Source organism: Pseudomonas sp. TR47, from assembly GCF_044143025.1.
Lineage (GTDB): Bacteria > Pseudomonadota > Gammaproteobacteria > Pseudomonadales > Pseudomonadaceae > Aquipseudomonas > Aquipseudomonas putida_E.
Map to the genome: position 1 here is coordinate 1 of NZ_JBHFCS010000013.1, position 25,731 is coordinate 25,731.

Genomic DNA, 25,731 nt, shown 5'->3' on the forward strand with positions numbered 1-25,731 from the left:
GCGAGAAACTCGTTCAACTTCAAACACTTGGCTCGCTGCGATCTCTCGTAGCGGGAAGCGAATCATACAGCGTTTAGAAGCGCTGTCAACCACCATTTCAACCGCTATCGATCAGACGATCGAAGCACTACCAGCACTACCTGGATTAAGCAACTCTTTGAATTTCAAGGAGTTTCTCGTTCCGACTACGCTGGAAGTGGGGCGCATTATAAGGGGATTAGAACCCCCGTCAAGGCTTAATTTCAATAAACCTTGATATCGCCTAAAACAAAGCGGGGAGGCCTGTCGGCCTCCCCGCTTCTATATATAGCTACGCCACCAGACACTCACTCCGCCTTGAGCGTAACCCGGGCAAACGCCTTCTTGCCCGCCTGACACACATGAGTGGCGCCAATCGCAAACAAGAAGTCACGCTCGACCACCACACCATCAACCTTGACCGCACCACCATTGAGCAGATCGCGCGCCATCGCCGAGTTCTTCACCAGGCCAGCACGGTTCAGCACAGCAGCGATCGGCAAGTCTTCAGCCGCGGCCACTTCAATCTCGGGCAGATCTTCCGGCAACTCTCCCTCTTTCATGCGATTACCCGCCGCACGGTGGGCGTTGGCAGCCGCCTCTTCACCATGGAAACGCGCAACGAGCTCTTCCGCCAGCTTGATCTTGATGTCGCGCGGGTTCGCACCATTGGCGACATCAGCACGGTACTGCTCGATCTCCTCCATGGAGCGGAAGCTCAGCAATTCGAAGTAACGCCACATCAGCGTGTCCGGGATCGACACCAGCTTGCTGTACATCACCCCAGGCGCTTCCTGGATACCGACATAGTTGCCCAGCGACTTGGACATTTTCTTAACGCCGTCCAGCCCTTCGAGCAGCGGCATGGTCACGATGCTCTGCGCTTCCTGGCCGTAAGCGCGCTGCAGCTCGCGCCCCATCAGCAAGTTGAACTTCTGGTCGGTACCACCCAGCTCCACATCAGCCTTGAGGGCTACCGAGTCGTACCCCTGTACCAGCGGGTAAAGGAACTCATGGATGGCGATCGGCTGATTGGTGGTATAGCGCTTGTCGAAGTCGTCGCGCTCAAGCATGCGCGCCACCGTGTACTGCGACGCGAGGCGAATGAAGTCAGCCGGTGTCAGCTTGTCCATCCAGGTGGAATTGAACGCGACCTCGGTCTTGGCCGGGTCGAGAATCTTGAACACCTGCTGCTTGTAGGTCTCGGCATTATCCAGCACCTGCTCACGGGTCAACGGCGGGCGCGTCGCGCTTTTGCCACTCGGATCACCGATCATTCCAGTGAAGTCGCCGATCAGGAAGACGACCTGATGACCCAGCTCCTGGAACTGGCGCAGCTTGTTGATCAGCACGGTGTGCCCCAGGTGCAGGTCAGGCGCAGTCGGATCGAAACCTGCCTTGATACGCAGAGGCTGGCCGCGCTTGAGCTTCTCGACCAGTTCCGACTCGACCAACACTTCTTCCGCACCGCGCTTGATAAGCGCCAGCTGCTCTTCAACCGACTTCATAGACAGACCCGCAAGGCTCAGATTCAAGGGGAGCCAACCATACAAGATCGGCCATCAAATACAAGTTTCGCAACGGGATGTGACCTGACCGCAGCCTCGCGGCGTCTACGCGCCCTTGCGTGAAATTGGATTTGGTTATATTTTATACAGTTATTTCATCTTCATCATGTCATTCATCTTTTCCATATTCACTTTTCTTCAAAAAGCCACCTTACCTATGACCGACGAAACGCCTAAAGCGCCACCGCTTTATCCGAAAAGCCATCTGCTGGCCGCCAGCGGCATCGCCGCCCTGCTCAGCCTGGCTCTGCTGGTATTTCCGTCCAGCGAAGTCGAAGCCAAGAAGACCACGCTCAGCCTCGAGCTGGAAAGCCCGGCAGAGCAACTGAAGGGCGAGCCCGGTGCCGCGCCCCTGGTGCAGAGCGAAGCAGATCAAGGCTCACCGTTCGCACAAATCGAAGGTGCCGACTCCAAGACCGAGCAAGCTACTCAAGAACTTCCAGCCCTAGAACAGAAACCAGAGGCCAAGGAGCCTGGGCATCGCGAAATCACCGTGGCGCGTGGCGATACACTGTCCACCCTGTTCGAAAAAGTCGGCCTGCCCGCCAATGCGGTGCACGACCTGCTGGCCAGCAACAAGCAGGCCAAGCAGTTCAGCCAGCTCAAGCATGGCCAGGTGCTGCAATTCGAACTCGACAAGGACGGCCAACTGGCCAGCCTGCAAAGCAAGGTCAGTACCCTCGAGACCATCCGCCTGACAAAGACCGCCAAGGGCTACAGCTTCGACCGCGAAATCAGCAAGCCGTTGGTACGCACTGCCTACGCCCACGGCGTGATCAAAAGTTCGTTGTCGGCCTCGGCCCAGCGTGCCGGCCTGTCGCACAGCCTGACCATGGACATGGCCAAAGTACTGGGCTACGACATCGATTTCGCTCAGGACATCCGCCAGGGTGACGAATTCGACGTCGTCTACGAGCAGAAAGTCATGGATGGCAAGGTGATCGGTACAGGCAACATCCTGTCCGCCCGCTTCACCAACCGCGGCAAGACCTACACTGCGGTGCGCTATACCAACAAGCAGGGCAACACCAGCTACTACACAGCCGACGGCAACAGCCTGCGCAAGGCGTTCATCCGTACCCCCGTGGACTTTGCCCGTATCAGCTCGCGGTTTTCCGCTGGCCGCAAGCACCCTATTCTGAACAAGATCCGCGCACACAAGGGCGTCGACTATGCCGCGCCACGCGGCACACCAATCAAGGCAGCCGGTGACGGTCGCATCGAGCTGGCCGGCCGTCGCGGCGGGTACGGCAACACAGTGATCATCGCCCACGGCAACCGGTACAAGACCCTCTACGGGCACATGCAGGGCTTTGCCAAAGGCATCAAGACCGGCAGCAGTGTGAAGCAGGGGCAGATCATCGGTTATATCGGTACCACCGGCCTGTCTACAGGGCCGCACCTGCACTATGAGTTCCAGGTCAATGGCGTCCACGTCGACCCGCTGAGCCAGAAAGTACCGATGTCCGATCCGATCGCCAAGGCCGAACGCCAGCGGTTCTTGCAGCAGAGCAAGCCACTGATCGCGCGCATGGATCAGGAAAAGGCCACCATGCTCGCAGCGAACAAGCGCTGAGCTATGGCGCTCTACCTGGGGGTAATGTCTGGCACCAGCCTCGACGGCCTGGACATTGCCCTGATCGAGCAAGGCGAGCAGCTGAAGCTGCTCGCCACCCACTACCTGCCAATGCCCGCCGACCTGCGTCAGCAACTGCTTGCCCTGTGTGCCAGCGGCCCTGATGAAATCGCACGTGCAGCGTTGGCGGAAAACCACTGGGCCAGCCTGGCCGCAGCAGGTATACAGCAGCTGCTGAAAAAGCAGGGGCTGCAGCCTGACGCCATCCGCGCCATCGGCAGCCATGGCCAGACCATCCGCCACGAGCCTGCCCGTGGCTTTACCGTGCAGATCGGCAACCCGGCGTTAATCGCCGAGCTCACCGGGATCACAGTGGTAGCCGACTTCCGCCGGCGCGATGTGGCTGCTGGCGGCCAAGGCGCTCCGTTGGTACCGGCGTTTCATGAAACCCTGTTCGGCCGTCTTGGCCAGCGGTTGGCAGTGCTCAACGTAGGCGGTTTCAGCAACCTCAGCCTGATCGAGCACGACACGCCGGTCCACGGTTTCGACTGCGGCCCCGGCAATGTGTTGCTGGATGCCTGGGTCGAGCGTAAACGCGGCCAGGCTTATGACGCAGACGGCGCCTGGGCAGCTACTGGTGTGGTCCAGACCGATTTGCTGGGCGCGTTGCTGAGCGACCCTTTCTTCGCCGGCAGCGGCCCGAAGAGTACTGGCCGCGAAGTGTTCAACCTGCCTTGGCTGGATGGCCATCTCGCTCGCATGCCGCATTATCGTGACGAAGATGTTCAGGCCACGCTGCTCGAGCTGACGGCGCGCAGCATCATCGAGTCCTTGCGCGATGCACAGCAAGGCACAGAAGCGCTGCTTGTATGTGGCGGCGGTGCACGCAACGGTGCATTGATGGCTCGCCTTGACGCGCTGCTACCCGATGCCCGGGTCACCAGCACCCAGGCATATGGCGTAGACCCCGACTGGGTCGAGGGCATGGCATTTGCCTGGCTGGCCCACTGCTGCCTGGAAGGCATCGCCGCCAACCGCCCCAGCGTGACGGCAGCCAAGGGGCTGCGGGTTCTCGGCGCGATCTACCCGGCCTGACCTTGCGACCGCAACGAAAACGCCGCGCAAATGCGCGGCGTTTTTTGTACCACCGGGCTTCAGATCGAGAAGGAAGAGCCGCAGCCACAAGTGGTAGCGGCATTCGGGTTCTTGATCACGAAGCGCGAGCCCTCAAGGCCTTCCTGGTAATCCACCTCCGCGCCCGCCAGATACTGGAAGCTCATAGGATCTACCACCAGAGATACACCTTCGCGCTCGACGATGGTGTCATCTTCGGCCACATCTTCATCGAAGGTGAAGCCGTACTGGAAACCCGAGCAGCCGCCACCGGTCACGAAAACCCGCAGCTTCAGGCGATCATTGCCTTCCTCGCAAACCAGGGTCTTCACCTTTTGCGCGGCGCCGTGAGTAAATTCCAAAGCCGTGGGGGTGAAGGTTTCGACGCTCATGTTGATTCTCCCGGCGCAGTAGCCGCCATAAAACTCGATGACGCGCATTATCCGCTTCTCCGAGAAAATCGGTCAACAATACGTAAGCAGCAAGTGACAAGCTCCAAGCTGAACGCAATACGCTCACTTGCAGCTTAGAGCTTGCCGCTTGCCGCTTGTGGCTGCTGTCAGGGCAGCAGGCCCGCATGGGACAGGCCCATGCGCTCGTCCAGGCCAAACAGGATGTTCAGGTTCTGCACCGCCTGGCCTGACGCGCCCTTGACCAGGTTATCGATGACCGACAGCACTACCACCAGGTCACCACCTTGCGGGCGATGAACGGCGATACGGCAGACGTTGGCACCGCGCACGCTACGGGTTTCCGGGTGGCTGCCCGCGGGCATCACGTCGACGAACGGCTCGTCTGCGTAGCGCTTCTCGAACAGTGCCTGCAAGTCGACCGACTTATCGGCAACTGTCGCGTACAGGGTCGAGTGAATGCCGCGGATCATCGGGGTCAGATGCGGCACGAAGGTCAGGCCGATGTCCGTGCCTGCAGCCAGGCGTAGGCCTTGGCTGATTTCCGGCAAGTGACGGTGGCCCTTGACCGCGTAGGCCTTCATGCTCTCGCCAGCTTCGCAGAACAGCGAACCCACGGCGGCGCCACGACCGGCGCCGCTGACACCCGACTTGCAGTCGGCGATCAGGCGCAACGGGTCGGCCAGGCCAGCTTCAAGCAGCGGCAGGAAGCCCAACTGGGTAGCGGTCGGGTAGCAGCCCGGCACAGCGATCAGGCGCGCCTGGCGAATTTTCTCACGGTTGACTTCAGGCAGGCCGTAGACCGCATCCTTGAGCAACTCCGGCGCGCCGTGCGGCTGCCCGTACCATTTTGCCCACTCGGCAGCGTCCTGCAGGCGGAAGTCGGCGGACAGGTCAATGACCTTGGTCCCGGCAGCCAGCAACTCGCCGGCCAAAGCGTGGGCGACACCGTGCGGGGTGGCGAAGAAGACCACGTCGCAAGCTGACAGAGCCTTGCTGTCCGGCACGCTGAAAGCCAGGCCGTCATAGTGGCCGCGCAGGTTCGGATACATGTCGGCGACCGCTACGCCCGCCTCGGAGCGCGAAGTGATGACCGCCACCTCGGCCTGTGGATGCTGTGCCAGCAGACGCAACAGTTCGACGCCGGTGTAACCCGTGCCGCCGACGATACCGACCTTGATCATAACGCTTGCCCCTTATCAACGAGCCGTCTGGAAAGCGCACGATGATAGGGGCGCAAGGCGCCTGTAACAACTCTTCGGGTGACCCTTCGGGCGCTTGGCCTCTACTATCTGACGACCGTGAATACCTGAAGGAACTCTCTCCATGCTTTACCTATGGATAAAAGCGCTGCACATCGTCAGCGTCGTCTGCTGGTTCGCCGGTCTGTTCTACCTGCCCCGGCTGTTCGTCTACCACGCCCAAAGCCAGGACAGCATCAGCCAGGACCGCTTCGTGACCATGGAGCGCAAGCTGTACCGCGGCATCATGAACCCGGCGATGATTGCCACCTACGTGTTCGGCGCCTGGATGCTCTATCTCACGCCAGGCTGGCTGAGCCAGGGCTGGCTGCACGCCAAGCTGACACTGGTGCTCCTGCTCACCGGCTACCATCACATGTGCGGCGCCCAGCGCAAACGCTTTGCCACCGGTGCCAACACCCGCAGCCACGTTTACTACCGCTGGTTCAACGAGGTACCCGTGCTGTTCCTGCTGGCCATCGTGATTCTTGTGGTGGTCAAACCGTTCTGACGACAATCGCACTGTACAGGAGCCCCGCCCATGTCATTGCCTGCTTCGCTCGAACAACGCCTGCGCTTGCCCGTGGTGGCGGCGCCGATGTTCCTGATCTCCAACCCCCAGCTGGTCCTGGCCTGCTGCGGCAACGGCGTGGTCGGCAGTTTCCCCGCCCTGAACCAGCGCGACAGTGCCGGTTTCAAGGGCTGGCTCGAGGAGATCGAAGTGGGCCTTGGGCAGCTGCAGGCGCCAGCCCCTTATGCGGTCAATCTGATCGTCCACCCATCCAACCCGCGCCTGCAGGCTGACCTTGCCCTGTGTGTCGAGCATCAGGTGCCTATAGTCATCACCAGTCTTGGCGCGGTGAAGGAAGTCGTCGATGCCGTACACGGCTATGGCGGCCTGGTGTTCCATGATGTGACCACCCGGCGTCACGCTGAGAAAGCTGCACAGGCCGGCGTCGATGGCCTGATCGCGGTGGCGGCAGGTGCGGGCGGGCATGCTGGCACCTGGAGCCCGTTCGCCCTTGCGGCCGAAATCCGCCAGTTTTTCGACAAGACCCTGCTATTGGCCGGCTGCATCAACCACGGCCATGAAATACTCGCCGCCCAGTTGCTTGGCGCGGACCTGGCCTACATGGGGACTCGCTTCATTGCCACCCAGGAGAGCCATGCCCAAGAGGCGTATAAACAGATGCTGCTCGGCGCCCATGCAGCGGACATCGTCCATACCCCAGCGGTTTCCGGCATACCGGCAAGCTTTTTGCGCCAGAGCCTTGAACAGGCTGGGTATGACATGGCCGCACTGAAAGCCGGCCAGGAACAGGGCAAACTCAAGCCAATCGATGATGAAGCCAAGGCCTGGAAGACAGTATGGTCTGCCGGGCAAGGCGTGGGAGATATCCATGACCTGCCCGGCGCCGCAGCACTGATCGAGCGCCTGCACGGCGAGTACAGAGCAGCCCTGGAGCGCAGCCAGGCGTTACGCGCCAAGGCCTTGTAGCAAAAGGCAACACCTGGCCTGGCCACGCTGTACACTAGGCGCCCTCTTTAGCCCTCAGGAGCCTTGCATGACCCGTTACGCCATGATCACTGGTGCTTCCAGCGGCCTGGGCTTGGCCCTGGCGGAAGCTCTGGCGCGGCGCGGGCGCAATCTGATCCTGGTGGCACGCAACCGTGAAACCCTTGAGCCGGTAGCCATCGAGCTGACCCAGCGCTTCGGCGTCGAAGTACTGCTACGCGCCTGCGACCTCAGCCAACCGCTGCGCCTGTCCGGTTTCGTACTCGAGCTGGAAGAGGGCGAGCGGCGCATCGACCTGTTGGTCAACTGCGCCGGCCAACGTACCTATGGCCCGTTTCTCGCCCACGAGTGGGCAGACGAGCAGGACCTGCTGGAGGTGAACATTCTCGCCATGAGCCGCCTGTGCCATGCCATCGGCAACCTCATGGCAGTACAGGGTGGTGGGCAGATCCTCAATGTCGCCGGCCTGGCCGCCGTAGCGCCAGGCCCCTGGATGGCCACCTATGCCGCCAGCAAGGCCTATGTGCTGCATTTCACCGAAGCCCTGCGCGAAGAGCTCAAACCCACGGGCATCAAGGTTTCGGTCCTTTGCCCCGGCCCGGTGCGCTCTTCGCGCCGGCGTATTCCCAGGCTCGAGGGCAGCAGCCGCTGCCTCAGCCCCGAAGAGGTGGCGCTGTACACCGTGCGCGCATTGGCGAAAAACCGGGCGCTGATCATTCCGGTTCGCCGCAACCGCTGGCTGGCATTCGCCCCGCGCCTGTTGCCCCGCTGGTTGGCGCGCAAGCTTGCAGGCTTCATCCACCGCCGTTACTGCCCGGTCGGAATGGAATAGCCCACTGGGCGAGCGGCGCCTGGCTAAGTACACTCGGCCAGGACACTCACCTTGGAGCAAGTGCTGTGGACGATTTATTCATCAAGATCATCAACCGGGAAATCCCGGCGAAGATCATCTACGAGGACGACCAGGTTCTGGCCTTCCACGACATCGCGCCCCAGGCGCCGGTGCACTTTCTGGTCATCCCGAAAAAACAAATCCGTACGCTCAATGACCTGACCGAAGAGGACAAGGGCCTGGCCGGCCACATCCTGTTCACCGCCCAGCGCCTGGCCAAGGAGCTTGGCTGCGACGATGGCTTCCGCGTGGTCATGAACTGCAACGAGCAAGGCGGCCAGACCGTCTACCACATCCACATGCACGTGCTCGGCCAGCGCCAGATGCACTGGCCACCGGGCTGACCCAAGGCAAGCCCACCCCCGGGCGATTGAGGTAAACTGTCGGGCATCACTTCAGCGGAGGTGCCCGATGGCTACCGAACGTCACTATTCGCCGCTCGACCGCTTGTTGCTGCAGGCCGATACCGCCATGCGCACCTTGCTGCCCTTCAGCGGCCAACCCTCCCGGCCGTCTCCGGCCATTGTCCAGCCCGACGTCGAGCTGGACGAAAGCCAGACCCGCCACATCGCCGGGCTCATGCGCATCAACCATACCGGCGAAGTCTGCGCCCAGGCGCTGTACCAAGGCCAGGCCCTGACCGCCAAGCTGCCCCAGGTGCGCAAGGCAATGGAGCATGCAGCCGAGGAAGAAATCGACCACCTGGCCTGGTGCGAACAGCGCATCCGTCAACTGGGCAGCCACCCCAGCGTGCTCAATCCGCTGTTCTACGGCATGTCGTTCGGCATCGGCGCGCTCGCCGGCATGGTCAGCGACAAGGTCAGCCTGGGCTTCGTCGCCGCCACCGAGCATCAGGTGTGCAAACACCTGGACGAACACCTGGAGCAGATCCCCCATGAGGACGAAAAGTCCCGTGCAATTCTCGAGCAGATGCGCGTCGACGAAGAGCAACACGCCGATTCGGCCCTTGAAGCAGGAGGCTATCGCTTCCCCGCGCCGGTACGTTTCGGTATGAGCATGCTGGCCAAAGTCATGACCAAAAGCACTTACCGCATCTAAGGGCACGCCAATGACGGACCGTATCGACGCCAAGGACCTGGCGCGCGCCGTACAAGCAGGAGTTCTCCAGCCGGGCCAGGACAAGGCCCTGCTGGACTTTCTGCGCCAGCAGCCAGCAGCTCGTGGCAGTTTCCAGCTGGCACACGTCGCCTTCTATTTCGGCGCCCTACTGATCATGGGGGCGATGGGCTGGCTGCTGACCGAAGCCTGGATGCGAATCGGTGATTGGGCGCTGCTGGCCATCGCCGTTCTTTACATCGGTCTTCTCACCCTGTTCGCCCTCAACCTGCAAAAGCGCCAGCAACCCATCGCAGCTGGCGTCCTGGCGGCGGTCGCGGTAAGCATCGTTCCCCTGGCTGTCTTTGCCATCGAACGCCTGACCGGGTGGTGGCCACTGGACGATCGGCAAACGGACTATCACCAGTACTACACCTATGTGCAGGGCGGATGGCTGATGATGGAGGCGGCCACGGTGGTCGCCGGTTTGCTGATGCTGCGCCTGATCCCCTACCCGTTTATCGTGATGCCGATTGCCGTGGCCTTATGGTTCATGTCGATGGACCTTAGCGAGTGGGTGTTCGGCTCGCCGTTCAGCTGGGAACAGCGGCGCACGGTTTCGCTGTGGTTCGGGCTCGGGCTGCTCATGGTGTTTCTGCTGGTCGACGGGCGCACGCGTGAGGATTACGCCCACTGGGGTTACCTGGCAGGGCTGGCAGCGTTCTGGGGTGGGCTGACGATGATCGAAAGCGACAGCGAGCTGGGTAAGGCGCTGTACTGTCTGATCAACCTGGGTCTGATGGCAATGGCGGTGCTGCTGCGCCGGCCTGTGTTCATGGTGTTCGGGGCGCTGGGGGTGGCAGCTTATCTTGGCTACCTGTCTTACGAGGTATTTGCCGAGTCGCTGCTGTTCCCGGTGGTGCTGACCTTGATCGGGCTGGGGGTAATCGGGCTGGGGCTGGGTTATCAAAAGCGCCGGGAGCACCTCAGCCAGTCATTGAGGCGTTGCGTACCCCGTTGGCTGGTAGTGGCTCTCCCAGCCTTGCGCAACTGAAGAGCGTCGGGGCCGCCTTGCGGCCCTTTCGCGACGCAAGGCCGCGCCCACAGACCGCGAACCTTCGAGCGGCCTTGTGTCGCGAAAGGGCTGTGCAGCAGCCCACAAATCTCAACCCAGCTCAACGATCTCGTAGCCGTGGGTGATTTCCACGCCCGCGCGCTCCAGCATGATCGACGCCGAGCAATATTTTTCCGCCGACAGCTCCACCGCACGCTTGACCTGAGCCTCTTTCAGCCCGCGCCCTTTGACCACGAAGTTCATATGAATCTTGGTAAACACCTTCGGGTCTTCGCTGGCGCGCTCGGCCTCCAGGAAGGCTTCGCAGCTTTCCACCGCTTGGCGCGATTTCTTCAGGATACTCACTACGTCGAAGCTGCTGCAGCCACCCAGGCCGAGCAGGAGCATTTCCATCGGGCGCACGCCCAGATTGCGGCCCCCAGCCTCGGGTGGGCCGTCCATCACCACGACGTGCCCGCTCCCCGATTCGCCAAGGAACATCGCTTCACCGGCCCATTGGATGCGTGCCTTCATCTGTCCGTACTCCTGAATCTCGCAAAAGGGTGTCAGCTTAAGCCTTGTGTGGCTGTCGGAAAAGCTCCACACGTTTGGCATTTGTGCCGAAACATCCTGCAGTGTCTGATAAGCTGGCGCCAATTGACTGACGCGTCGCGTTAGCCGACTCCCCACCAGAGCCTATGGGTCGTATCGAACAGGATTTCGTGATGGTTGCCTCAGCCCTACCCGCCAAGATCAAGAACATCGACAAGCTGCTGATGCACTGCCAGCGCCGCCGCTACACCGCCAAGAGCAACATCATCTGCGCGGGTGACCGGGCCGAAACGCTGTCGTTCATCATCAAGGGTTCAGTCACCATCCTCATTGAGGATGACGAAGGCCACGAGATGATCATCGCCTACCTCAACAGTGGCGATTTCTTCGGCGAACTGGGTTTGTTCGAACCCGCCGGCAGCGATCAGCAGCGCAGCGCCTGGGTGCGCGCCAAGACCGAGTGCGAGGTGGCGGAGATCAGCTATGACAAGTTTCGCGACCTCGCCCGCCAGGACCCGGAGATTCTCTACGCCCTCGGCAGCCAGATGGCCCAGCGCCTGCGCAACACCACGCGCAAGGTGGGCGACCTGGCCTTCTTCGACGTTACCGGCCGGGTCGCCCGTTGCCTGCTGGACCTGTGCAAGCAGCCAGACGCCATGACCCACCCGGACGGCATGCAAATCAAGATCACCCGCCAGGAAATTGGCCGTATCGTCGGTTGCTCGCGAGAAATGGTCGGCCGCGTGCTCAAGGACCTCGAGGAACGCAGCCTGGTCCAGGTCAAGGGCAAGACCATGGTGGTTTACGGTACCCGTTAGTCCTTGGGCAGCGCTGCAAGCACTTCGCTGTAAGCCTTCGACAGGCGCTCGAACCAGGGTACAGCGGGCGCCACTTCGTGCAGGGCAATATGACTATCGGCCCGGCAACGCTGCTCGAGCCCGCAACATTCATTGAAATGATTGACCGCCGCGACCATCGACTCGCGCTCGTTATCCAGCAACAACGCACCATGCACCAGCACCACCGGCCGTTTTCCACCCAGCCCCTGGCGCCAGCGCTGGGCAGTCCCCACCAGCTTGCGGCCATTGAGGTTGACGTTATAGCGGCCGTCGCAGAAGGCCCCGTCGATCTCGCCCACTGAAGCCACACCGCCCCATTCGCGCAGCACATCGCACAACGGCAGGCAGAGGCGTTCATACGCGTTCTCGATACGGCCATGGTCGCCTTCGCTGCGTGGAGCGACATACACCAGCGCCACATTCACTGTCGAATGCGACTGAGGTACCGGCTCCCCACCGGTTTCACGCAACAGCACTGGCCAGCCAGCGATCGCCAACTCCGAGCAGGCTGCCTCGAAGTTGTCCAGGCGGCTCATGCGCCGAGGCATGACCAGCGCATGATCCGTCGGGCGCCAGAACAGCACACCACTTTCGGTTTCGCCACGGCAGACCGCAGCCAAAAGATCTTGCTCGGCGTGCAGGCCCTGCTCGACGGTGAGGGCCAGGGGTTGATCGGTCATTGATCCACCTTCGATAAAGCCGGCGATTGCCGGCTTCAACGTTGCTTAGTCCAGTTGCTGCACAGTCTTCTTCACCTGTTCAGGGAAGAACAACCGCTGCAGTTCCAACCCCGGCTGCTCGGCCCGCATGAACGCCTCACCCACCAAGAACGAGTAAACGTCATTGATTTCCATCAACTCGACATCGGCACGGTTGAGAATGCCACTCTCGGTGATGGCCAGGCGATCCCGGGGGATGCGTGGCAGCAGGTCAAGAGTGGTCTCCAGGCTGACTTCGAAAGTATGCAGGTTACGGTTGTTGACCCCCACCAGCGGGGTATCAAGCGTTTTCAACGCACGCTCCAGCTCGTCACCGTCATGTACTTCGACCAGCACATCGAGGCCGACGTCCTTGGCGGTAGCGGCCAACTCAGCCATCTTGACGTCATCAAGCGCCGACACGATCAGCAGCACGCAGTCTGCGCCCAAGGCGCGTGCTTCGATGATCTGATAAGGGTCGACCATGAAATCTTTGCGGATCACCGGCAGCGAAACAGCGGCGCGCGCCTGCTGCAGGTACTCATCGGCACCCTGGAAGTAGTCCACATCGGTCAACACCGACAGGCAAGTCGCCCCGCCCTTTTCGTAACTGACGGCAATTTCCGACGGTACGAAGTTCTCGCGGATCACACCCTTGCTCGGCGAGGCCTTCTTGATTTCGGCAATCACCGCTGGCTGCTTGCGCTTGGCTTGCTCGATCAGGGCATTGGCAAACCCGCGCGGGGCATCCGCCGCCTTGGCCAGGCGCTCCATTTCGGCGAGGCTGACGCGCGCGCTGCGCTCTGCCACTTCCTGGAACTTGCGGGCAATGATCCTTTCCAGCACCGTCGGGACACTCATGCTTCGTTCTCCACCTTGAATACCGCTGTAAAGGCACCCAGTTCCTGCAGCTTTTCCCAAGCCAGCCCGGTGTGCAGTACATCGTGGGCCAGATCCACACCAGCCTTCAGGCTCATGGCGTGATCAGCAGCGTACAACGCAGCACCCGCGTTGAGCACTATCATCTCGGCAGCCTTCTGGCCATTCTCGGTCTTGCGCCGGCCCAGTGCATCACGGATCAACTCCAACGACGCCTGTGGGTTCTCGACTGCCAGGCCATGCAGGCTCTGGCTCTTCATGCCAAGATCTTCAGGCTCGACCCAGTATTCGCTGATCTGGTCATTCTTCAGTTCGGCGACAAAGGTAGGCGCGGCCAGGCTGAACTCATCCAGGCCATCCTTGGAATGCACGACCAGCACATGCTTGCTGCCCAGGCGTTGCAGCACTTGCGCCAGCGGGCGGCACAAGGCCTGGCTAAATACACCGACCACCTGGTGTTTCACCCCGGCCGGATTCGTAAGCGGGCCGAGCATGTTGAACAGGGTACGCAGGCCCAGGTCGCGGCGCGGGCCTGCGGCATATTTCATCGCCGAGTGATGGCTCTGGGCGAACATGAAGCCGATACCGAGGCTGTCAATGCAGCGCCCCACTTGGGTAGGTGTCAGGTTCAGGTAAATGCCGGCAGCTTCCAGCAGGTCAGCGCTGCCGCTCTTACCGGAAACTGCGCGATTGCCATGTTTGGCCACGGTGCAGCCTGCCGCCGCCAGGACGAACGAGGAGGCGGTGGAAACGTTGAAGATGTTGGCGCCATCACCGCCCGTACCGACGATGTCGACTACGCCATCAAGGCTTTTCAGCTCGACCTTGTCAGCCAGCTCACGCATGACCGAAACCGCGCCAACGATCTCGTCGATGCTCTCGCTCTTCATGCGCATGCCCATCAGGAAGGCGCCGATCTGCGCCTCACTGCATTGGCCGGTCATGATCTGGCGCATCACATCGCGCATTTCTTCGGTGGAAAGGTCCAGGTGGCCGACAATACGGCTCAACGCGCTTTTGATATCCATGCTCGGTCCTTAGCGGCGGCCGCCGGTCTGCTTGAGGAAGTTGGCGAACAGCTCGTGGCCCTGCTCGGTCAGGATGGACTCGGGGTGGAACTGCACCCCTTCAATGTTCAGTGTCTTGTGGCGCAGGCCCATGATCTCGTCGACCGAACCATCGTCATGTGCAGTCCAGGCAGTCACTTCCAGGCACTCTGGCAGGGTCTGGCGCTTGACCACCAGGGAATGGTAGCGGGTTACGGTGAGCGGGTTGTTGAGCCCGGCGAACACGCCCAGGTCGCGGTGATATACCGGGCTGGTCTTGCCGTGCATGACCTGGCGGGCACGCACTACATCGCCGCCAAACGCCTGGCCGATTGATTGGTGGCCCAGGCAGACCCCAAGGATCGGCAGCTTGCCGGCGAAATGCATAATGGCCTCGATGGACACACCGGCTTCGCTCGGCGTGCAAGGGCCAGGGGAGACGACGATGCGCTCAGGGTTGAGGGCTTCTATCTCGGCAACGGTGATTTCGTCGTTGCGAATGACTTTGACCTCGGCACCCAACTCGCCAAGGTATTGAACGACGTTGTAAGTGAATGAGTCGTAATTGTCGATCATCAGTAACATCGGGCTAAACCTCTAGAATCTACTGACTTTAAAAGTCGAACCTTCCTACACCAAAAACAGACACGGCGTTGCCACTAGGGGCGCTCGGAAACGGACAGGAAGGCAAACGGGGGCGGGCCGGACAGGCCGGCAAGAGATAAAGTCAGGCGCGCCAACGCCAACGGGCGTGGGCCTTGATAACGCGCATCAAGAGTTTGCTGACGATCAACACGGGATAGGTCTCGCTCATACTTGCAGGCACAGTAGCCTACCGGCGCGGCGGGCGCAATATGCCCGTAAATACGGGAAACGAATGGACTTGGAAGGCATGCCCCGCGATTTGCTAAGGTCGATCGGGTTGTCCTCATAAAAACAATGAAAAGGATGTTCCCAGATGCGAAAAGCACCTTTGCTACGTTTCACCTTGGCTACGTTGGCGCTCGCCTGCAGCCAAGCTTTCGCAGCCCCCTCGCCTTACTCGACAATGATCGTCTTCGGCGACAGCCTCAGCGATGCCGGGCAATTTCCTGACCTGACCGGCGGTACTGCCGGTATGCGTTTTACCAACCGTGATGAGAATGGCAACTTTGCACCTGTCTCGCCGATGATCCTCGGCGCACGCCTGGGTGTGAGCGCGGAAGATCTCAATCCGTCCACGTCCCTCGGCATACGCCCCGACGGCAACAACTGGGCCGTTGGCGGCTACACCACGCAGCAGATCCTGGATTCGATCACCACCACTTCCGAGACAGTCATTCCGCCAGGCCAACCTTTTGCCGGCCTGGTACTACGCGACAAGCCCGGGTATCTGGCCAATGGCTTGCGCGCAGACCCCAATGCCCTCTACTACCTGACCGGTGGCGGCAACGACTTTCTGCAAGGCCTGGTGAGCAGCCCTGCCGATGCCGCCGCCGCAGGATCGCGCCTGGCCGCCAGCGCCCAGGCCCTGCAACAAGGCGGTGCCCGCTACATCATGGTCTGGCTGCTACCCGACCTCGGCCAGACGCCGAACTTCAGTGGCACCCCGCAGCAAAACGCCCTGTCGCAACTGTCCAGCGTGTTCAACCAGTCACTGGTCAGCCAACTGGGCCAGATCGATGCCGAAATCATTCCACTGAACATTCCCGTACTGCTGAACGAAGCACTGGCCAGCCCGACGCAATTCGGCCTGGCCAGCGGGCAGAATCTGGTCGGCACCTGCTACAGCGGCAACAGTTGCGTGGCAAACCCGCTGTACGGCATCAATGGCACCACGCCCGACCCCACCAAGCTGCTGTTCAACGACTCGGTACACCCAACGATCGCCGGCCAGCAACTGATTGCCGACTACGGCTACTCGATCCTTTCCGCACCCTGGGAGCTGACGCTGCTGCCGGAAATGGCCCACGCCAGCCTGCGCGCGCATCAGGACGAACTACGTAATCAATGGCAGGCGCCCTGGCAGGCGGCTGGCCAATGGCAGGCCTTTGTTGCCACTGGCGCGCAAGATCTGGACTTCGACGGCGAGCGCAGTTCTGCCAACGCTGACGGGCGCGGCTACAACCTCACCCTGGGTGGCAGCTACCGGCTGAACGACGCTTGGCGCTTAGGGCTTGCCGGCGGGGTCTATCGCCAGAAACTGGAGGCAGGCGAACAAGACTCGGACTACAAGCTCGACAGCTACCTGGCCAGTGCCTTCGCCCAGTTTCGTGAGGACCGCTGGTGGGCCGACGCAGCGCTGAGCGCAGGGCACCTTGACTATCAGGACCTCAAACGCACCTTCGCCCTGGGCGTGAACGACCGAAGCGAGAAAGGTGATACCAACGGCGAAGCCTGGGCCGTGACAGGTCGCCTGGGATACAACCTGGCAGCCGATAGCAGTCACTGGCAGCTGGCGCCGTTCATCAGCGCCGACTACGCGCGGGTGAAGGTGGATGGTTATGACGAGAAGAGCGGACGGTCGACGGCACTGGGCTTCGATGACCAGGAGCGCACTTCGCGTCGCCTGGGCGTAGGGTTGCTGGGCAGCGTGCAGGTACTGGCCAGCACCAGGCTGTTTGCCGAGGTGGCGCAAGAGCATGAGTTCGAGGATGACCAGCAGGATGTGACGATGCACCTGACGACACTGCCAGCCAATGACTTCACGCTGACCGGGTACACACCGCAGAGCGACCTGACTCATGCCAGCCTTGGGGTCAGCCATGAGCTGGTGGCGGGGGTGCACCTGCGCGGGAACTACAACTGGCGCAAGAGCGACGAGTTGACCCAGCAAGGAATAAGCTTGGGCGTCAGCGTCGACTTTTAACCGGATGGGGCCGCCATGCGGCCCCACGCCTGTGAATTACTCGGCAGGACGTTGCTCAGCCAACGCCACCGCACGGAACATCGCCCGGCGCTTGTTGATGGTTTCTTCCCACTCCAGCGCCGGCACCGAGTCGGCGACAATGCCGCCACCTGCCTGCACATGCAGTTCGCCGTCCTTGATCACTGCCGTGCGAATGGCAATCGCGGTATCCATGTTGCCATTCCAGGCAAAGTAGCCCACCGCACCACCGTAGACGCCACGCTTTACCGGTTCCAGTTCGTCGATGATCTCCATCGCGCGGATCTTCGGTGCACCCGACAAGGTACCTGCCGGCAGAATCGCTCGCAGTGCATCCATCGCGGTCAAGCCTTCGGCCAGTTGCCCGGTCACGTTGGAAACGATGTGCATGACATTGGAGTAGCGCTCGATCACCATCTTTTCGGTCAAGCGCACGCTACCGGTGGAGGACACACGGCCCACATCGTTGCGGCCCAGGTCGATGAGCATCAGGTGCTCGGCGATCTCCTTGTCGTCCGACAGCAGGTCGTCTTCCAGCGCTCGGTCGGCCTCCTCGTTGGCCCCCCTTGGACGGGTACCGGCAATCGGGCGCACGGTGACCAGATTGTCTTCCACCCGCACCAGCACTTCCGGCGAACTGCCAACAACGTGGAAGTCCCCGAAGTTGAAGAAGTACATGTATGGCGTCGGGTTGAAGCAGCGCAGCGCACGGTACAAGTCTATGGGCGCTGCCTTGAAGTCGATCGACATGCGCTGGGACGGCACCACTTGCATGCAGTCACCGGCCAGGATGTACTCCTTCACGGTGTCCACAGCGCGCTCGTAATCCTCTTGGGTGAAGGAGGAGCGGAACGCCGGCTCTGCCGCCATGGGGCCGCTCAGGTCCAGGCCGCGTCGCGGCGTGATGGGTTCGCGCAGCTTGGCCAGCAGGCCTTGCAGGCGCGCCTGGCCTTGCTCGAAAGCCTGCTCTTCGGACGGGTCGACCAGTACGATCGCATGCATCTTGCCGGCCAGGTTGTCGAACACCACCACCGCGTCCGAAACCATCAGCAGGATATCCGGCACGCCCAGCGGGTCAGGATTGGGGCAGGCGCCCAGGCGCTTTTCCACGTAGCGAACGCAGTCATAGCCAAAGTAACCGACCAGGCCACCGTTGAAACGCGGCAGGCCGGCAATATCAGCGACCTTGTAGCGGTCCTTGAAGGTTTCGACGAATGCCAGCGGGTCTTCGACATCATGGCTTTCGACCTGCACGCCATCGTGCAGAATGCTCACGTGATAGCCATGCACACGCATCACCGTGCGCGACGGCAGGCCGATCATCGAATAACGGCCCCACTTCTCACCGCCCTGCACCGACTCGAGCAGGTACGAGTTGGCCTGGTCTGCCAGCTTCAGGTAGATAGAAAGCGGGGTATCGAAGTCGGCCAGGGTTTCACAGGCCAATGGAATGCGGTTGTAGCCGGCAGCGGCCAGGCGCAGGAATTCTTCGCGGGTCATGAGTAGCCTCGGAGCAACAATGAGAGTCGGGCAAACGGACGGGCCGGCAAAGGCCGGCGGGCAGAAGTCAGGCGCGCCAACGCCAACGGGCCAGGGCCTTGATGACTTTCATCCAGAATTTGCCGGTAACCACCACGGTGGGCTCTCTGTCTTGTGAGGCTTGAAGGTCCGCCAACGTTATCCCAGTGTCGGTGACTACGCAACCAGGCAGCAGCAGGCGCAGGTCGCCTATGACCAGGCTGGGCGCTTCCTCATCGATCGGCCGGCCGTGGTTATAGCCATAGCTCAGCCCAACGCACTGCACGCCGGCAGCTTTGGCCGCCAGCACATCACTGCGCGAGTCCCCCACAAACAGCGCCTGGCCGGGCTTCACGCCGGCCATTTTCATGACGAACAGCAACGCAGCAGGGTCGGGCTTCTTTTGTGGCAGGGTATCGCCGCCGATGATCCAGCGGAAATAACGGCCGATCTTCATCTGGTCGAGCAACGGTGCGACGAAGCGTTCAGGCTTGTTGGTGATCAGCGCCATCTCCACGCCCTGCTTGCGCAGCCAGCGCAAGGTGTCGTGCACACCAGGGTAGACAACCGTCAGATCATGGCTTTCGGCGTACGCCTCCATGAACAGTGCAAGGCCGCGCTCGGCCAGTTCATCGTCTACGGTCGCGTGGTCAAGGCCGCCGGCAAGTGCGCGGCGCACCAGCACCGGTGCGCCGTTGCCGACCCAGTGCCGCACGGCGTCAAGGCCGGCGGCCGGATAGCCAAGTTCGAGCAGCATACGGTCAACGGCTGCGGCCAGGTCGGGGACAGAATCGATCAAGGTACCGTCCAGATCGAACATCACCAGCCTGGGCAGCGTCCCGGGGAACAGCTGCTCGAAGCCGCTCATGGGCGGGCCTGAGCCAGTTCGGCGCGCATCTTGGCGATCACTTCCTGATAATCCGGCGCGTTGAAGATCGCCGAGCCGGCGACGAAGGTATCTGCGCCAGCGGCAGCGATTTCGCGGATGTTGTTGACGTTCACCCCACCGTCGATTTCCAGGCGAATATCACGGCCACTGGCGTCGATCAGCGCACGGGCTTCGCGCAGCTTGTCCAAGGTGCCAGGGATGAACTTCTGCCCGCCAAAGCCTGGGTTGACGCTCATCAGCAGCACCATGTCGACCTTGTCCATCACGTACTTCAGCGCGTCCAGACTGGTGGCCGGGTTGAACACCAGGCCGGCCTTGCAGCCACCGTCACGGATCAGCTGCAGCGAGCGGTCGATGTGCTGCGAGGCTTCCGGGTGGAAGGTGATGTAGCTGGCACCGGCTTCGATGAAGTCACCGATGATGCGGTCTACCGGGCTGACCATCAGATGCACATCGATCGGTGCGGTCACGCCGTACTTGCGCAAGGCGGTGCAGACCATCGGGCCAATGGTCAGGTTGGGTACGTAGTGGTTGTCCATCACGTCGAAGTGGACGATGTCGGCACCCGCGGCCAGTACCTTGTCGACATCCTCGCCCAGACGGGCGAAATCGGCGGAGAGAATGGAGGGGGCAATAGCGTAGGGCTGCATGGCGCACCTGTTGGCAGAATCTAGGTGGCGCGCATTGTAACTCAGGGAACTGGATAGGGGCTGATTGGCATCAATCCGTGTGAAGGGGTCACTGCGACGCCAGCATCGGCCTTTTCGCAGGCAGTTCTGCGAAAAGGCCGATCAATCACGCAGGCTGCTGGGTCCTCAGCTTCTCACTGCGCCCGCGCAGCCACTCCAGGGTCAGCAGCAGCACCACCGAAAAACCGATCAGCAAGGTCGCCGCCGCTGCAATCGTCGGGCTCAGGTTCTCGCGAATGCCGCTGAACATCTGCCGCGGCAGGGTGGCCTGTTCTGGCCCGGCGAGGAACAGCGTCACCACCACCTCATCGAACGAGGTCGCGAAGGCGAACAGCGCCCCAGAGATCACCCCGGGGGCGATCAGCGGCAAGGTGACCCTGCGAAACGCAACCACCGGTGAGGCCCCCAGGCTGGCAGCCGCACGCACCAGGTTGTAATTGAAGCCTTGCAAGGTCGCCGACACGGTAATGATGACGAACGGCACACCCAGCACCGCGTGCACCAGGATCAGCGAAATGAAGCTGTTACCCATCCCCAACGGGGCAAAGAACAGGTAGCTGGCTACACCAATGATCACCACCGGCACCACCATCGGCGAAATCACCAGCGCCATGACCAGCGACTTGCCCGGAAAATCGGCGCGGGTAAGCCCGATCGCTGCCAGCGTACCGAACACCATGGCCAGCAGCGTGGCCGCCGGGGCGACGATGACGCTGTTCCTCAGGGCGCGCATCCACTCGGCCGAGGCGAAGAAATCGTGATACCACTGCAGGGAAAAGCCTTGCAGTGGGTACACCAGGAAGCTGCCACTGTTGAACGACAGCGGCACGATCACCAGTACCGGCAACACCAGAAACAGCAATATCAGGCCACAAAGGATACGCAGGCTGTAGAACCACACCCGTTCCACGGGCGACATGTATGGGCTAAGCATCACTAGGCTCCTCAGCTCAGGCGCAGGCGGCTGGCACCGACCAGCCAGCTATAGATCAGGTACAGCAGCACGGTCGCCAGCAGCAACAGCCCGCCCAGCGCGGTAGCCATGCCCCAGTTGATGCTGGTGTTGGTATAGAAGGCCACGAAGTAGCTGACCATCTGGTCGTTCGGGCTGCCGAGCAGCGCCGGGGTGATGTAGTAACCGATGGCCAGGATGAACACCAGCAGGCAACCGGCGCCCACGCCCGCGTAGGTCTGCGGGAAGTACACCCGCCAGAAGCTGGCGAACGGGTGGCAACCCAAGGAGATCGCTGCACGCATGTAGCTCGGCGAAATGCCCTTCATCACGCTGTATAGCGGCAGGATCATGAACGGCAAGAGGATGTGGACCATCGAGATGTACACGCCGGTGCGGTTGAACACCAGCTCCAGCGGCTGATCGATGATGCCCATGGCCATCAATGCACTGTTGATCAGGCCGCCTGACTGCAGCAGTACGATCCATGCAGCCACCCGCACCAGAATCGACGTCCAGAACGGCAGCAACACCAATATCATCAGCAGGTTGCCCTGGCGGGTCGGCAGGTTGGCCAGCAGGTAAGCCAGCGGATACGCCAGCACCAGGCAGATGGCCGTGATCACCACACCCATCCACAGGGTGCGGGCAAAGATGTCCAGGTAGATGGACTGGTCGGGGGTGGCCTTGGCCAACTCGCCGAGGTCATCGATACGGTGGTCGACCGATGCCAGCAGGTAATAAGAAGTCACACTGCTGGTGTTGCGGCGGATCGCCTGCCAGTAAGCCGGGTCGCCCCAACGTTCATCGAGGGCCTGCAAGGCCTCTTTGTAAGAGGCAGGTTCGGCCTTGAACGGCAGCGCCCGAGCGGTCTTGGAGAGCAGGCTGCGGTAGCCGGCCAGCTCCATGTTCAGGCGTTTGGACAGGTCGCCCAAGGTCTGGTTCTTGCGCGATTCGGCCAGGTCCTGGCTCAGGGCCTTGTAAACCTCCTCGCCAGGCAGGCTCTTGCCATCCCACTGCGACACAGCCTGGACCGTGCGCGGCAGGCCGCCGACCACTTCCGGATTGTCGACGCTCTTGAACAGCAGCGCCGCGATGGGCACCAGGAACACCAGCAGGAGAAACAGCGCCAGCGGCGCGATGAGCGCCTGCGCCTTCCAGCGGTTGACCCGCTCGGCGTGCTTGAGGCGCTGCTTGAGACTTGGACCTGCGCCTTCGTTGAGGGGCACTGCAATGGCCATGGCGAACTCCGCAAAAACAGGGGAACAGGGAGCGCCAGCCAACGGGCCGGCGCTCCTTCGAGGCGCCTTACTTCTTCGCCGCCCAGGCGTTGAAGCGTTGCTCCAGTTGCTCGCTGTTGTCGGCCCAGAAGGCCACATCGATCTGCACCTGGTTGGCGATGTTTTCAGGCGTGGTCGGCATGTCCTTCTTCACCGCGTCCGCCAGCAGCGGCACGGCTTTGGAGTTGGCCGGGCCGTAGGCGATGTTCTCGGAGTAGGTCTTCTGCTGCTCGGGCTGAACGGTATAAGCGATGAATTGCTTCGCTTCCTCGACATTCTTGGCCCCTTTCGGGATGGCCCAAGCGTCGAAGTCGTAGATGCCACCGTTCCACACCACCTTGAGGTTGCTCTCTTTCTGCACCGCAGCAATGCGCCCGTTGTAGGCCGAGCTCATGACCACATCACCAGAGGCCAGGTACTGCGGCGGCTGGGCGCCCGCTTCCCACCACTGGATGCTTGGCTTGAGTTCGTCGAGTTTCTTGAAGGCGCGGTCCACGCCGCCCTTGGTGGCCAGCACCTGGTACACATCCTTGGGCGCAACGCCGTCGGCCATCAGGGCGAACTCGAGCGTGTACTTCGCGCCCTTGCGCAGGCCGCGCTTGCCCGGGAATTTCTTCGTGTCCCAGAAATCGGCCCAGCTGGTCGGGGCTGTCTTGAGCTTGTCAGCGTTGTAGGCCAGCACCGTGGACCAAACGAAGAAGCCTACGCCGCACGGCTGGATGGCGCCCTTCACATAATCGCTTTCGTTGCCGAACAGAGCCGGGTCGAGCTCCTCGAACATGCCTTCATCGCAACCACGGGCCAGTTCTGGCGACTCCACCTCCACCAGGTGCCAAGACACGCTGTTGGTGTCGACCATGGCTTTGATCTTGGCCATTTCACCGTTGTACTCGCCAGCGACGATCTTGCCCTTGCCGGCCTTCTCCCATGGCTCGTAGAACGCCTTGACCTGGGCCGCCTTGTTGGCGCCGCCGAAGGACACTACGGTCAGGTCTGCCGCCATGGCCTGGCCGGCGGCGAACAGGCCAAGGGCCAGGGCGGTCAGTTTCAGCTGCTTGCGCATTATTATTCTCTCCACAGTACAGGGTTGGTGAAGCAATCCATCAGTGGGCTTCGGCAATCGGATCGAGCGCGCGCGCGTGCTCCACCTCCCAGCCCAGCGGTACCACATCGCCCACGGCAAGGGCCGGGTCGAGCTCGGCAATCGGCTGTTTCACGAAGAAGTCAGCCTTGCCACAGACTTCCAGACGCACCCGTACATGGTCGCCCAGGTAGATGAACTCGGCCACGCGGCCGGAGAAGCGATTGACGCAGCTTTGGCTGTGGCCATTGAGGCGCACGCGCTCCGGGCGTACCGACAGGGTCACCGGCTCCCCAGCCTGGCCGACGTTCACCGCCAGCGCCTCGACCCGCTCGCCGCGGGCCAGCTGCACCTGGCAACGATGACCGTCACTGGCCAGCAGCGTGCCGTTGATGCGGTTGTTCTCGCCGATGAAGTTGGCGACGAAGGTGTTGCGCGGCTCCTCATAAAGAGTGCGCGGGTCGGCGATCTGCTGGATCTCGCCCTCATGGAACACGGCCACACGGTCGGACATGGTCAACGCCTCGCCCTGGTCGTGGGTTACGTAGACCACGGTTACACCCAGGCGCTGGTGGATATGCTTGATCTCCATCTGCATGTGTTCACGCAGCTGCTTGTCCAGCGCGCCGAGCGGCTCGTCCATCAGCACCAGCTGCGGCTCGAACACCAACGCCCTGGCCAAGGCCACGCGCTGCTGCTGGCCACCGGAAAGCTGGCCAGGGTAGCGTTTGGCGAAGGCATCGAGCTGCACCATGTTCAGTACCCGCTTGACCCGCTCACTGATGTCGGTCTTGCTCAGGTTGCGCACGCTCAGCGGAAAAGCGAGGTTTTCCGCGACGGTCATGTGGGGGAACAGTGCGTAGTTCTGGAACACCATGCCAATGTCACGTTTGTGCGGCGGCACGTTGTTGATGGAGCGCCCGGCCAACTGGATTTCACCGGCGGTCGGGGTCTCGAAACCCGCCAGCATCATCAGGCTGGTGGTCTTGCCCGAGCCGGAAGGGCCGAGCAAGGTGAGGAATTCACCCTTGCGAATGTCCAGGTTGAGGTCTTTGACGATCAGCGATTCGCCGTCGTAGCTCTTCTGCACACCACGGAAACTGACCAGCGTCTCACCGGTGGTCGCGTTCGAATTCGCCTCGCTCATGCCTGCACCTTCTTGTTGGAATGACTGCGTAGGCAAAGACTAAAGAAGACGCAAGCGCCCGGAAATCGGGGGCGCTGAGAGAATGCCATCATCCGGCTGGAAGAGTTTGTGTAGGGATTGCCCTACACCGATGGCGGGATTGGAATGCCAGTCTCAGCCAGCCAGCGGGAAAGCGGTGCCTGGCAGATAACCTATGTCGCAAACAGAACGGTCATACCAGCTTGTGCTCCATGGCGTACTTGACCAGTTCAGCCAGCGAGTTGACCTTGAGCTTCTGCATCAGCCTCGCCTTGTGGGTGCTGATGGTCTTGCTGGAGAGCGCCAGCTGCTGAGCGATATCGTTGACGTTGGCACCTTGAGCCAAGCGTTCGAACACCGAGAACTCGCGCTCCGACAGCAGAGTATGCAGCGGCCGAGTTTCGGTCAGGCCGACCTCGAAGACCATGCGGTCGGCCAACGCCGGATCGATGTAGCGCCCACCGCCGGCCACCCGCCGGATTGCGGTCAGCAGCAAGGCAGGGTCACTGTCCTTGGTGGCATAGCCGGCAGCGCCGGCCTTGAGCGCGCGCGCGGCCATCTGCGCTTCGTCGTGCATCGACAGCATCAGGATCGCCGGCGGGTTGTGCAGCGCGCGGATCCGCGCAATCGCCTCCAACCCACTGACACCGGGCATCGAGATATCCAGCAACACCACTTCGCAGGCGGTGTGGCGCAGGGTTTCCAGCAGCTGTTCACCATTACCGGCTTCCCCCACCACCTGCATGTCCTTGGCCAGGCCGATCAACTGCTTGATGCCTTCGCGGACAATGGTGTGGTCTTCGGCCACCAGCACTCGAATCACGATCGTTCTC

Annotated in this window: 27 protein-coding genes; 11 read left to right on the plus strand and 16 right to left on the minus strand. The window is 61.6% G+C overall.

What is annotated here, in order from left to right:
* The coding region (locus tag ACEWE8_RS14975) for a hypothetical protein (protein ID WP_395589320.1) at positions 1-256 on the plus strand (256 nt) is incomplete at its 5' end.
* Positions 257-326: 70 nt separating this feature from the next.
* Here ACEWE8_RS14975 and tyrS read toward each other — a convergent pair.
* Positions 327-1,526: a tyrosine--tRNA ligase gene (gene tyrS, locus ACEWE8_RS14980; protein ID WP_046787598.1), complete on the minus strand. Its 1,200-nt coding sequence runs from the start codon at positions 1,524-1,526 to the stop codon at positions 327-329.
* Between the two features lie 217 nt (positions 1,527-1,743).
* Between tyrS and ACEWE8_RS14985 the strand changes: the two genes are divergently transcribed.
* Together ACEWE8_RS14985 and ACEWE8_RS14990 are read left to right on the plus strand one after the other, a co-directional pair.
* Positions 1,744-3,162: a peptidoglycan DD-metalloendopeptidase family protein gene (locus ACEWE8_RS14985; RefSeq protein WP_046787597.1), complete on the plus strand. Its 1,419-nt coding sequence runs from the start codon at positions 1,744-1,746 to the stop codon at positions 3,160-3,162.
* A 3-nt stretch (positions 3,163-3,165) separates the two neighbouring features.
* Positions 3,166-4,257, plus strand: coding sequence for an anhydro-N-acetylmuramic acid kinase (locus ACEWE8_RS14990; protein WP_046787596.1), 1,092 nt, complete (start codon positions 3,166-3,168; stop codon positions 4,255-4,257).
* Between the two features lie 59 nt (positions 4,258-4,316).
* Here ACEWE8_RS14990 and erpA read toward each other — a convergent pair whose 3' ends face one another.
* Both erpA and argC read right to left on the minus strand, forming a co-directional pair.
* Positions 4,317-4,667: an iron-sulfur cluster insertion protein ErpA gene (gene erpA / locus ACEWE8_RS14995; RefSeq protein WP_046787605.1), complete on the minus strand. Its 351-nt coding sequence runs from the start codon at positions 4,665-4,667 to the stop codon at positions 4,317-4,319.
* A 167-nt stretch (positions 4,668-4,834) separates the two neighbouring features.
* On the minus strand, positions 4,835-5,869 hold the full coding sequence (gene argC, locus ACEWE8_RS15000; protein WP_046787595.1) for an N-acetyl-gamma-glutamyl-phosphate reductase: 1,035 nt from the start codon (positions 5,867-5,869) through the stop codon (positions 4,835-4,837).
* Between the two features lie 142 nt (positions 5,870-6,011).
* Between argC and hemJ the strand changes: the two genes are divergently transcribed.
* The 6 genes from hemJ to ACEWE8_RS15030 all read left to right on the plus strand — a co-directional run bounded on the left by hemJ (position 6,012) and on the right by ACEWE8_RS15030 (position 10,444).
* On the plus strand, positions 6,012-6,437 hold the full coding sequence (gene hemJ, locus ACEWE8_RS15005) for a protoporphyrinogen oxidase HemJ (protein WP_046787594.1): 426 nt from the start codon (positions 6,012-6,014) through the stop codon (positions 6,435-6,437).
* A 30-nt stretch (positions 6,438-6,467) separates the two neighbouring features.
* On the plus strand, positions 6,468-7,424 hold the full coding sequence (locus ACEWE8_RS15010; protein WP_046787593.1) for a nitronate monooxygenase family protein: 957 nt from the start codon (positions 6,468-6,470) through the stop codon (positions 7,422-7,424).
* 67 nt (positions 7,425-7,491) lie between these two features.
* A complete protein-coding gene (locus ACEWE8_RS15015; protein WP_046787592.1) occupies positions 7,492-8,274 on the plus strand; it encodes an SDR family oxidoreductase in 783 nt (260 codons plus the stop codon).
* A 65-nt stretch (positions 8,275-8,339) separates the two neighbouring features.
* Positions 8,340-8,678: a histidine triad nucleotide-binding protein gene (locus ACEWE8_RS15020; RefSeq protein WP_046787591.1), complete on the plus strand. Its 339-nt coding sequence runs from the start codon at positions 8,340-8,342 to the stop codon at positions 8,676-8,678.
* 67 nt (positions 8,679-8,745) lie between these two features.
* Positions 8,746-9,393, plus strand: coding sequence for a 2-polyprenyl-3-methyl-6-methoxy-1,4-benzoquinone monooxygenase (gene coq7, locus ACEWE8_RS15025; protein WP_012316538.1), 648 nt, complete (start codon positions 8,746-8,748; stop codon positions 9,391-9,393).
* 10 nt (positions 9,394-9,403) lie between these two features.
* A complete protein-coding gene (locus ACEWE8_RS15030) occupies positions 9,404-10,444 on the plus strand; it encodes a hypothetical protein (protein WP_046787590.1) in 1,041 nt (346 codons plus the stop codon).
* Positions 10,445-10,555: 111 nt separating this feature from the next.
* Here ACEWE8_RS15030 and ACEWE8_RS15035 read toward each other — a convergent pair whose 3' ends face one another.
* Positions 10,556-10,978 carry an OsmC family protein gene (locus ACEWE8_RS15035; protein ID WP_004376171.1) on the minus strand — a complete coding sequence of 141 codons (423 nt, stop codon included), beginning with the start codon at positions 10,976-10,978 and terminating at the stop codon, positions 10,556-10,558.
* A 191-nt stretch (positions 10,979-11,169) separates the two neighbouring features.
* Here ACEWE8_RS15035 and crp point away from each other — a divergent pair, with 191 nt between their 5' ends.
* Positions 11,170-11,814, plus strand: a complete 645-nt coding sequence (gene crp, locus ACEWE8_RS15040; protein ID WP_046787604.1) for a cAMP-activated global transcriptional regulator CRP — start codon at positions 11,170-11,172, stop codon at positions 11,812-11,814.
* On the opposite strand, the gene ACEWE8_RS15045 is transcribed toward crp, so the two are convergent.
* Genes ACEWE8_RS15045 through ACEWE8_RS15060 form a run of 4 tightly spaced genes read right to left on the minus strand, consistent with a single transcriptional unit; the run spans position 11,811 to position 15,043 of the window.
* On the minus strand, positions 11,811-12,515 hold the full coding sequence (locus ACEWE8_RS15045; protein WP_046787589.1) for a lipoate--protein ligase family protein: 705 nt from the start codon (positions 12,513-12,515) through the stop codon (positions 11,811-11,813). The two genes, crp and ACEWE8_RS15045, sit on opposite strands and share 4 nt — an antisense overlap.
* A gap of 45 nt (positions 12,516-12,560) precedes the next feature.
* The gene (trpC, locus tag ACEWE8_RS15050; RefSeq protein WP_046787588.1) at positions 12,561-13,394 is read right to left on the minus strand and encodes an indole-3-glycerol phosphate synthase TrpC; all 834 of its coding nucleotides are present in this window, start codon (positions 13,392-13,394) and stop codon (positions 12,561-12,563) included.
* Complete coding sequence (gene trpD, locus ACEWE8_RS15055) at positions 13,391-14,440, minus strand: anthranilate phosphoribosyltransferase (RefSeq protein ID WP_046787587.1); 1,050 nt, start codon at positions 14,438-14,440, stop codon at positions 13,391-13,393. Before trpD ends, trpC begins: the two co-directional genes overlap by 4 nt.
* Positions 14,441-14,449: 9 nt before the next feature.
* Positions 14,450-15,043, minus strand: coding sequence for an aminodeoxychorismate/anthranilate synthase component II (locus ACEWE8_RS15060; protein WP_046787586.1), 594 nt, complete (start codon positions 15,041-15,043; stop codon positions 14,450-14,452).
* A gap of 373 nt (positions 15,044-15,416) precedes the next feature.
* Between ACEWE8_RS15060 and estP the strand changes: the two genes are divergently transcribed.
* On the plus strand, positions 15,417-17,306 hold the full coding sequence (gene estP, locus ACEWE8_RS15065; protein WP_046787585.1) for an esterase EstP: 1,890 nt from the start codon (positions 15,417-15,419) through the stop codon (positions 17,304-17,306).
* Between the two features lie 36 nt (positions 17,307-17,342).
* Here the strand turns inward: estP and trpE are convergent, their stop codons facing one another.
* The 8 genes from trpE to ACEWE8_RS15105 form a co-directional block, all read right to left on the minus strand.
* Entirely contained in the window at positions 17,343-18,824 is a 1,482-nt protein-coding gene (gene trpE, locus ACEWE8_RS15070) for an anthranilate synthase component I (protein ID WP_046787584.1), read from the minus strand.
* A gap of 67 nt (positions 18,825-18,891) precedes the next feature.
* Positions 18,892-19,710 (minus strand): phosphoglycolate phosphatase, encoded by an 819-nt coding sequence (locus ACEWE8_RS15075; protein WP_046787583.1) that lies wholly within the window; start codon positions 19,708-19,710, stop codon positions 18,892-18,894.
* Positions 19,707-20,381 (minus strand): ribulose-phosphate 3-epimerase, encoded by a 675-nt coding sequence (rpe, locus tag ACEWE8_RS15080; RefSeq protein WP_012316548.1) that lies wholly within the window; start codon positions 20,379-20,381, stop codon positions 19,707-19,709. The genes ACEWE8_RS15075 and rpe overlap by 4 nt, the downstream gene beginning before the upstream one ends.
* Positions 20,382-20,526: 145 nt before the next feature.
* Complete coding sequence (locus tag ACEWE8_RS15085) at positions 20,527-21,354, minus strand: ABC transporter permease (protein ID WP_012316549.1); 828 nt, start codon at positions 21,352-21,354, stop codon at positions 20,527-20,529.
* 11 nt (positions 21,355-21,365) lie between these two features.
* Complete coding sequence (locus tag ACEWE8_RS15090) at positions 21,366-22,613, minus strand: ABC transporter permease (protein WP_046787582.1); 1,248 nt, start codon at positions 22,611-22,613, stop codon at positions 21,366-21,368.
* Positions 22,614-22,680: 67 nt separating this feature from the next.
* A complete protein-coding gene (locus ACEWE8_RS15095; protein ID WP_046787581.1) occupies positions 22,681-23,715 on the minus strand; it encodes an ABC transporter substrate-binding protein in 1,035 nt (344 codons plus the stop codon).
* A gap of 40 nt (positions 23,716-23,755) precedes the next feature.
* Positions 23,756-24,880 carry an ABC transporter ATP-binding protein gene (locus tag ACEWE8_RS15100; RefSeq protein ID WP_039601666.1) on the minus strand — a complete coding sequence of 375 codons (1,125 nt, stop codon included), beginning with the start codon at positions 24,878-24,880 and terminating at the stop codon, positions 23,756-23,758.
* Between the two features lie 211 nt (positions 24,881-25,091).
* Entirely contained in the window at positions 25,092-25,724 is a 633-nt protein-coding gene (locus ACEWE8_RS15105) for a response regulator transcription factor (RefSeq protein ID WP_174142587.1), read from the minus strand.
* Positions 25,725-25,731 lie beyond the last annotated feature (7 nt).

Bases quoted from the DNA above. Each gene is read 5' to 3' on its own strand.
- ACEWE8_RS15030 (WP_046787590.1), top strand. From the start codon at position 9,404: ATGACGGACCGTATCGACGCCAAGGACCTGGCGCGCGCCGTACAAGCA.
- tyrS (WP_046787598.1), bottom strand. From the start codon at position 1,526: ATGAAGTCGGTTGAAGAGCAGCTGGCGCTTATCAAGCGCGGTGCGGAA.
- hemJ (WP_046787594.1), top strand. From the start codon at position 6,012: ATGCTTTACCTATGGATAAAAGCGCTGCACATCGTCAGCGTCGTCTGC.
- ACEWE8_RS15045 (WP_046787589.1), bottom strand. From the start codon at position 12,515: ATGACCGATCAACCCCTGGCCCTCACCGTCGAGCAGGGCCTGCACGCC.
- coq7 (WP_012316538.1), top strand. From the start codon at position 8,746: ATGGCTACCGAACGTCACTATTCGCCGCTCGACCGCTTGTTGCTGCAG.
- ACEWE8_RS15100 (WP_039601666.1), bottom strand. From the start codon at position 24,880: ATGAGCGAGGCGAATTCGAACGCGACCACCGGTGAGACGCTGGTCAGT.
- rpe (WP_012316548.1), bottom strand. From the start codon at position 20,381: ATGCAGCCCTACGCTATTGCCCCCTCCATTCTCTCCGCCGATTTCGCC.
- estP (WP_046787585.1), top strand. From the start codon at position 15,417: ATGCGAAAAGCACCTTTGCTACGTTTCACCTTGGCTACGTTGGCGCTC.
- ACEWE8_RS15035 (WP_004376171.1), bottom strand. From the start codon at position 10,978: ATGAAGGCACGCATCCAATGGGCCGGTGAAGCGATGTTCCTTGGCGAA.
- ACEWE8_RS15085 (WP_012316549.1), bottom strand. From the start codon at position 21,354: ATGCTTAGCCCATACATGTCGCCCGTGGAACGGGTGTGGTTCTACAGC.
- ACEWE8_RS14985 (WP_046787597.1), top strand. From the start codon at position 1,744: ATGACCGACGAAACGCCTAAAGCGCCACCGCTTTATCCGAAAAGCCAT.
- crp (WP_046787604.1), top strand. From the start codon at position 11,170: ATGGTTGCCTCAGCCCTACCCGCCAAGATCAAGAACATCGACAAGCTG.
- trpC (WP_046787588.1), bottom strand. From the start codon at position 13,394: ATGAGTGTCCCGACGGTGCTGGAAAGGATCATTGCCCGCAAGTTCCAG.
- trpE (WP_046787584.1), bottom strand. From the start codon at position 18,824: ATGACCCGCGAAGAATTCCTGCGCCTGGCCGCTGCCGGCTACAACCGC.
- ACEWE8_RS15010 (WP_046787593.1), top strand. From the start codon at position 6,468: ATGTCATTGCCTGCTTCGCTCGAACAACGCCTGCGCTTGCCCGTGGTG.
- ACEWE8_RS15060 (WP_046787586.1), bottom strand. From the start codon at position 15,043: ATGTTACTGATGATCGACAATTACGACTCATTCACTTACAACGTCGTT.
- erpA (WP_046787605.1), bottom strand. From the start codon at position 4,667: ATGAGCGTCGAAACCTTCACCCCCACGGCTTTGGAATTTACTCACGGC.
- ACEWE8_RS15015 (WP_046787592.1), top strand. From the start codon at position 7,492: ATGACCCGTTACGCCATGATCACTGGTGCTTCCAGCGGCCTGGGCTTG.
- ACEWE8_RS15075 (WP_046787583.1), bottom strand. From the start codon at position 19,710: ATGAGCGGCTTCGAGCAGCTGTTCCCCGGGACGCTGCCCAGGCTGGTG.
- argC (WP_046787595.1), bottom strand. From the start codon at position 5,869: ATGATCAAGGTCGGTATCGTCGGCGGCACGGGTTACACCGGCGTCGAA.
- trpD (WP_046787587.1), bottom strand. From the start codon at position 14,440: ATGGATATCAAAAGCGCGTTGAGCCGTATTGTCGGCCACCTGGACCTT.
- ACEWE8_RS14990 (WP_046787596.1), top strand. From the start codon at position 3,166: ATGGCGCTCTACCTGGGGGTAATGTCTGGCACCAGCCTCGACGGCCTG.
- ACEWE8_RS15090 (WP_046787582.1), bottom strand. From the start codon at position 22,613: ATGGCCATTGCAGTGCCCCTCAACGAAGGCGCAGGTCCAAGTCTCAAG.
- ACEWE8_RS15095 (WP_046787581.1), bottom strand. From the start codon at position 23,715: ATGCGCAAGCAGCTGAAACTGACCGCCCTGGCCCTTGGCCTGTTCGCC.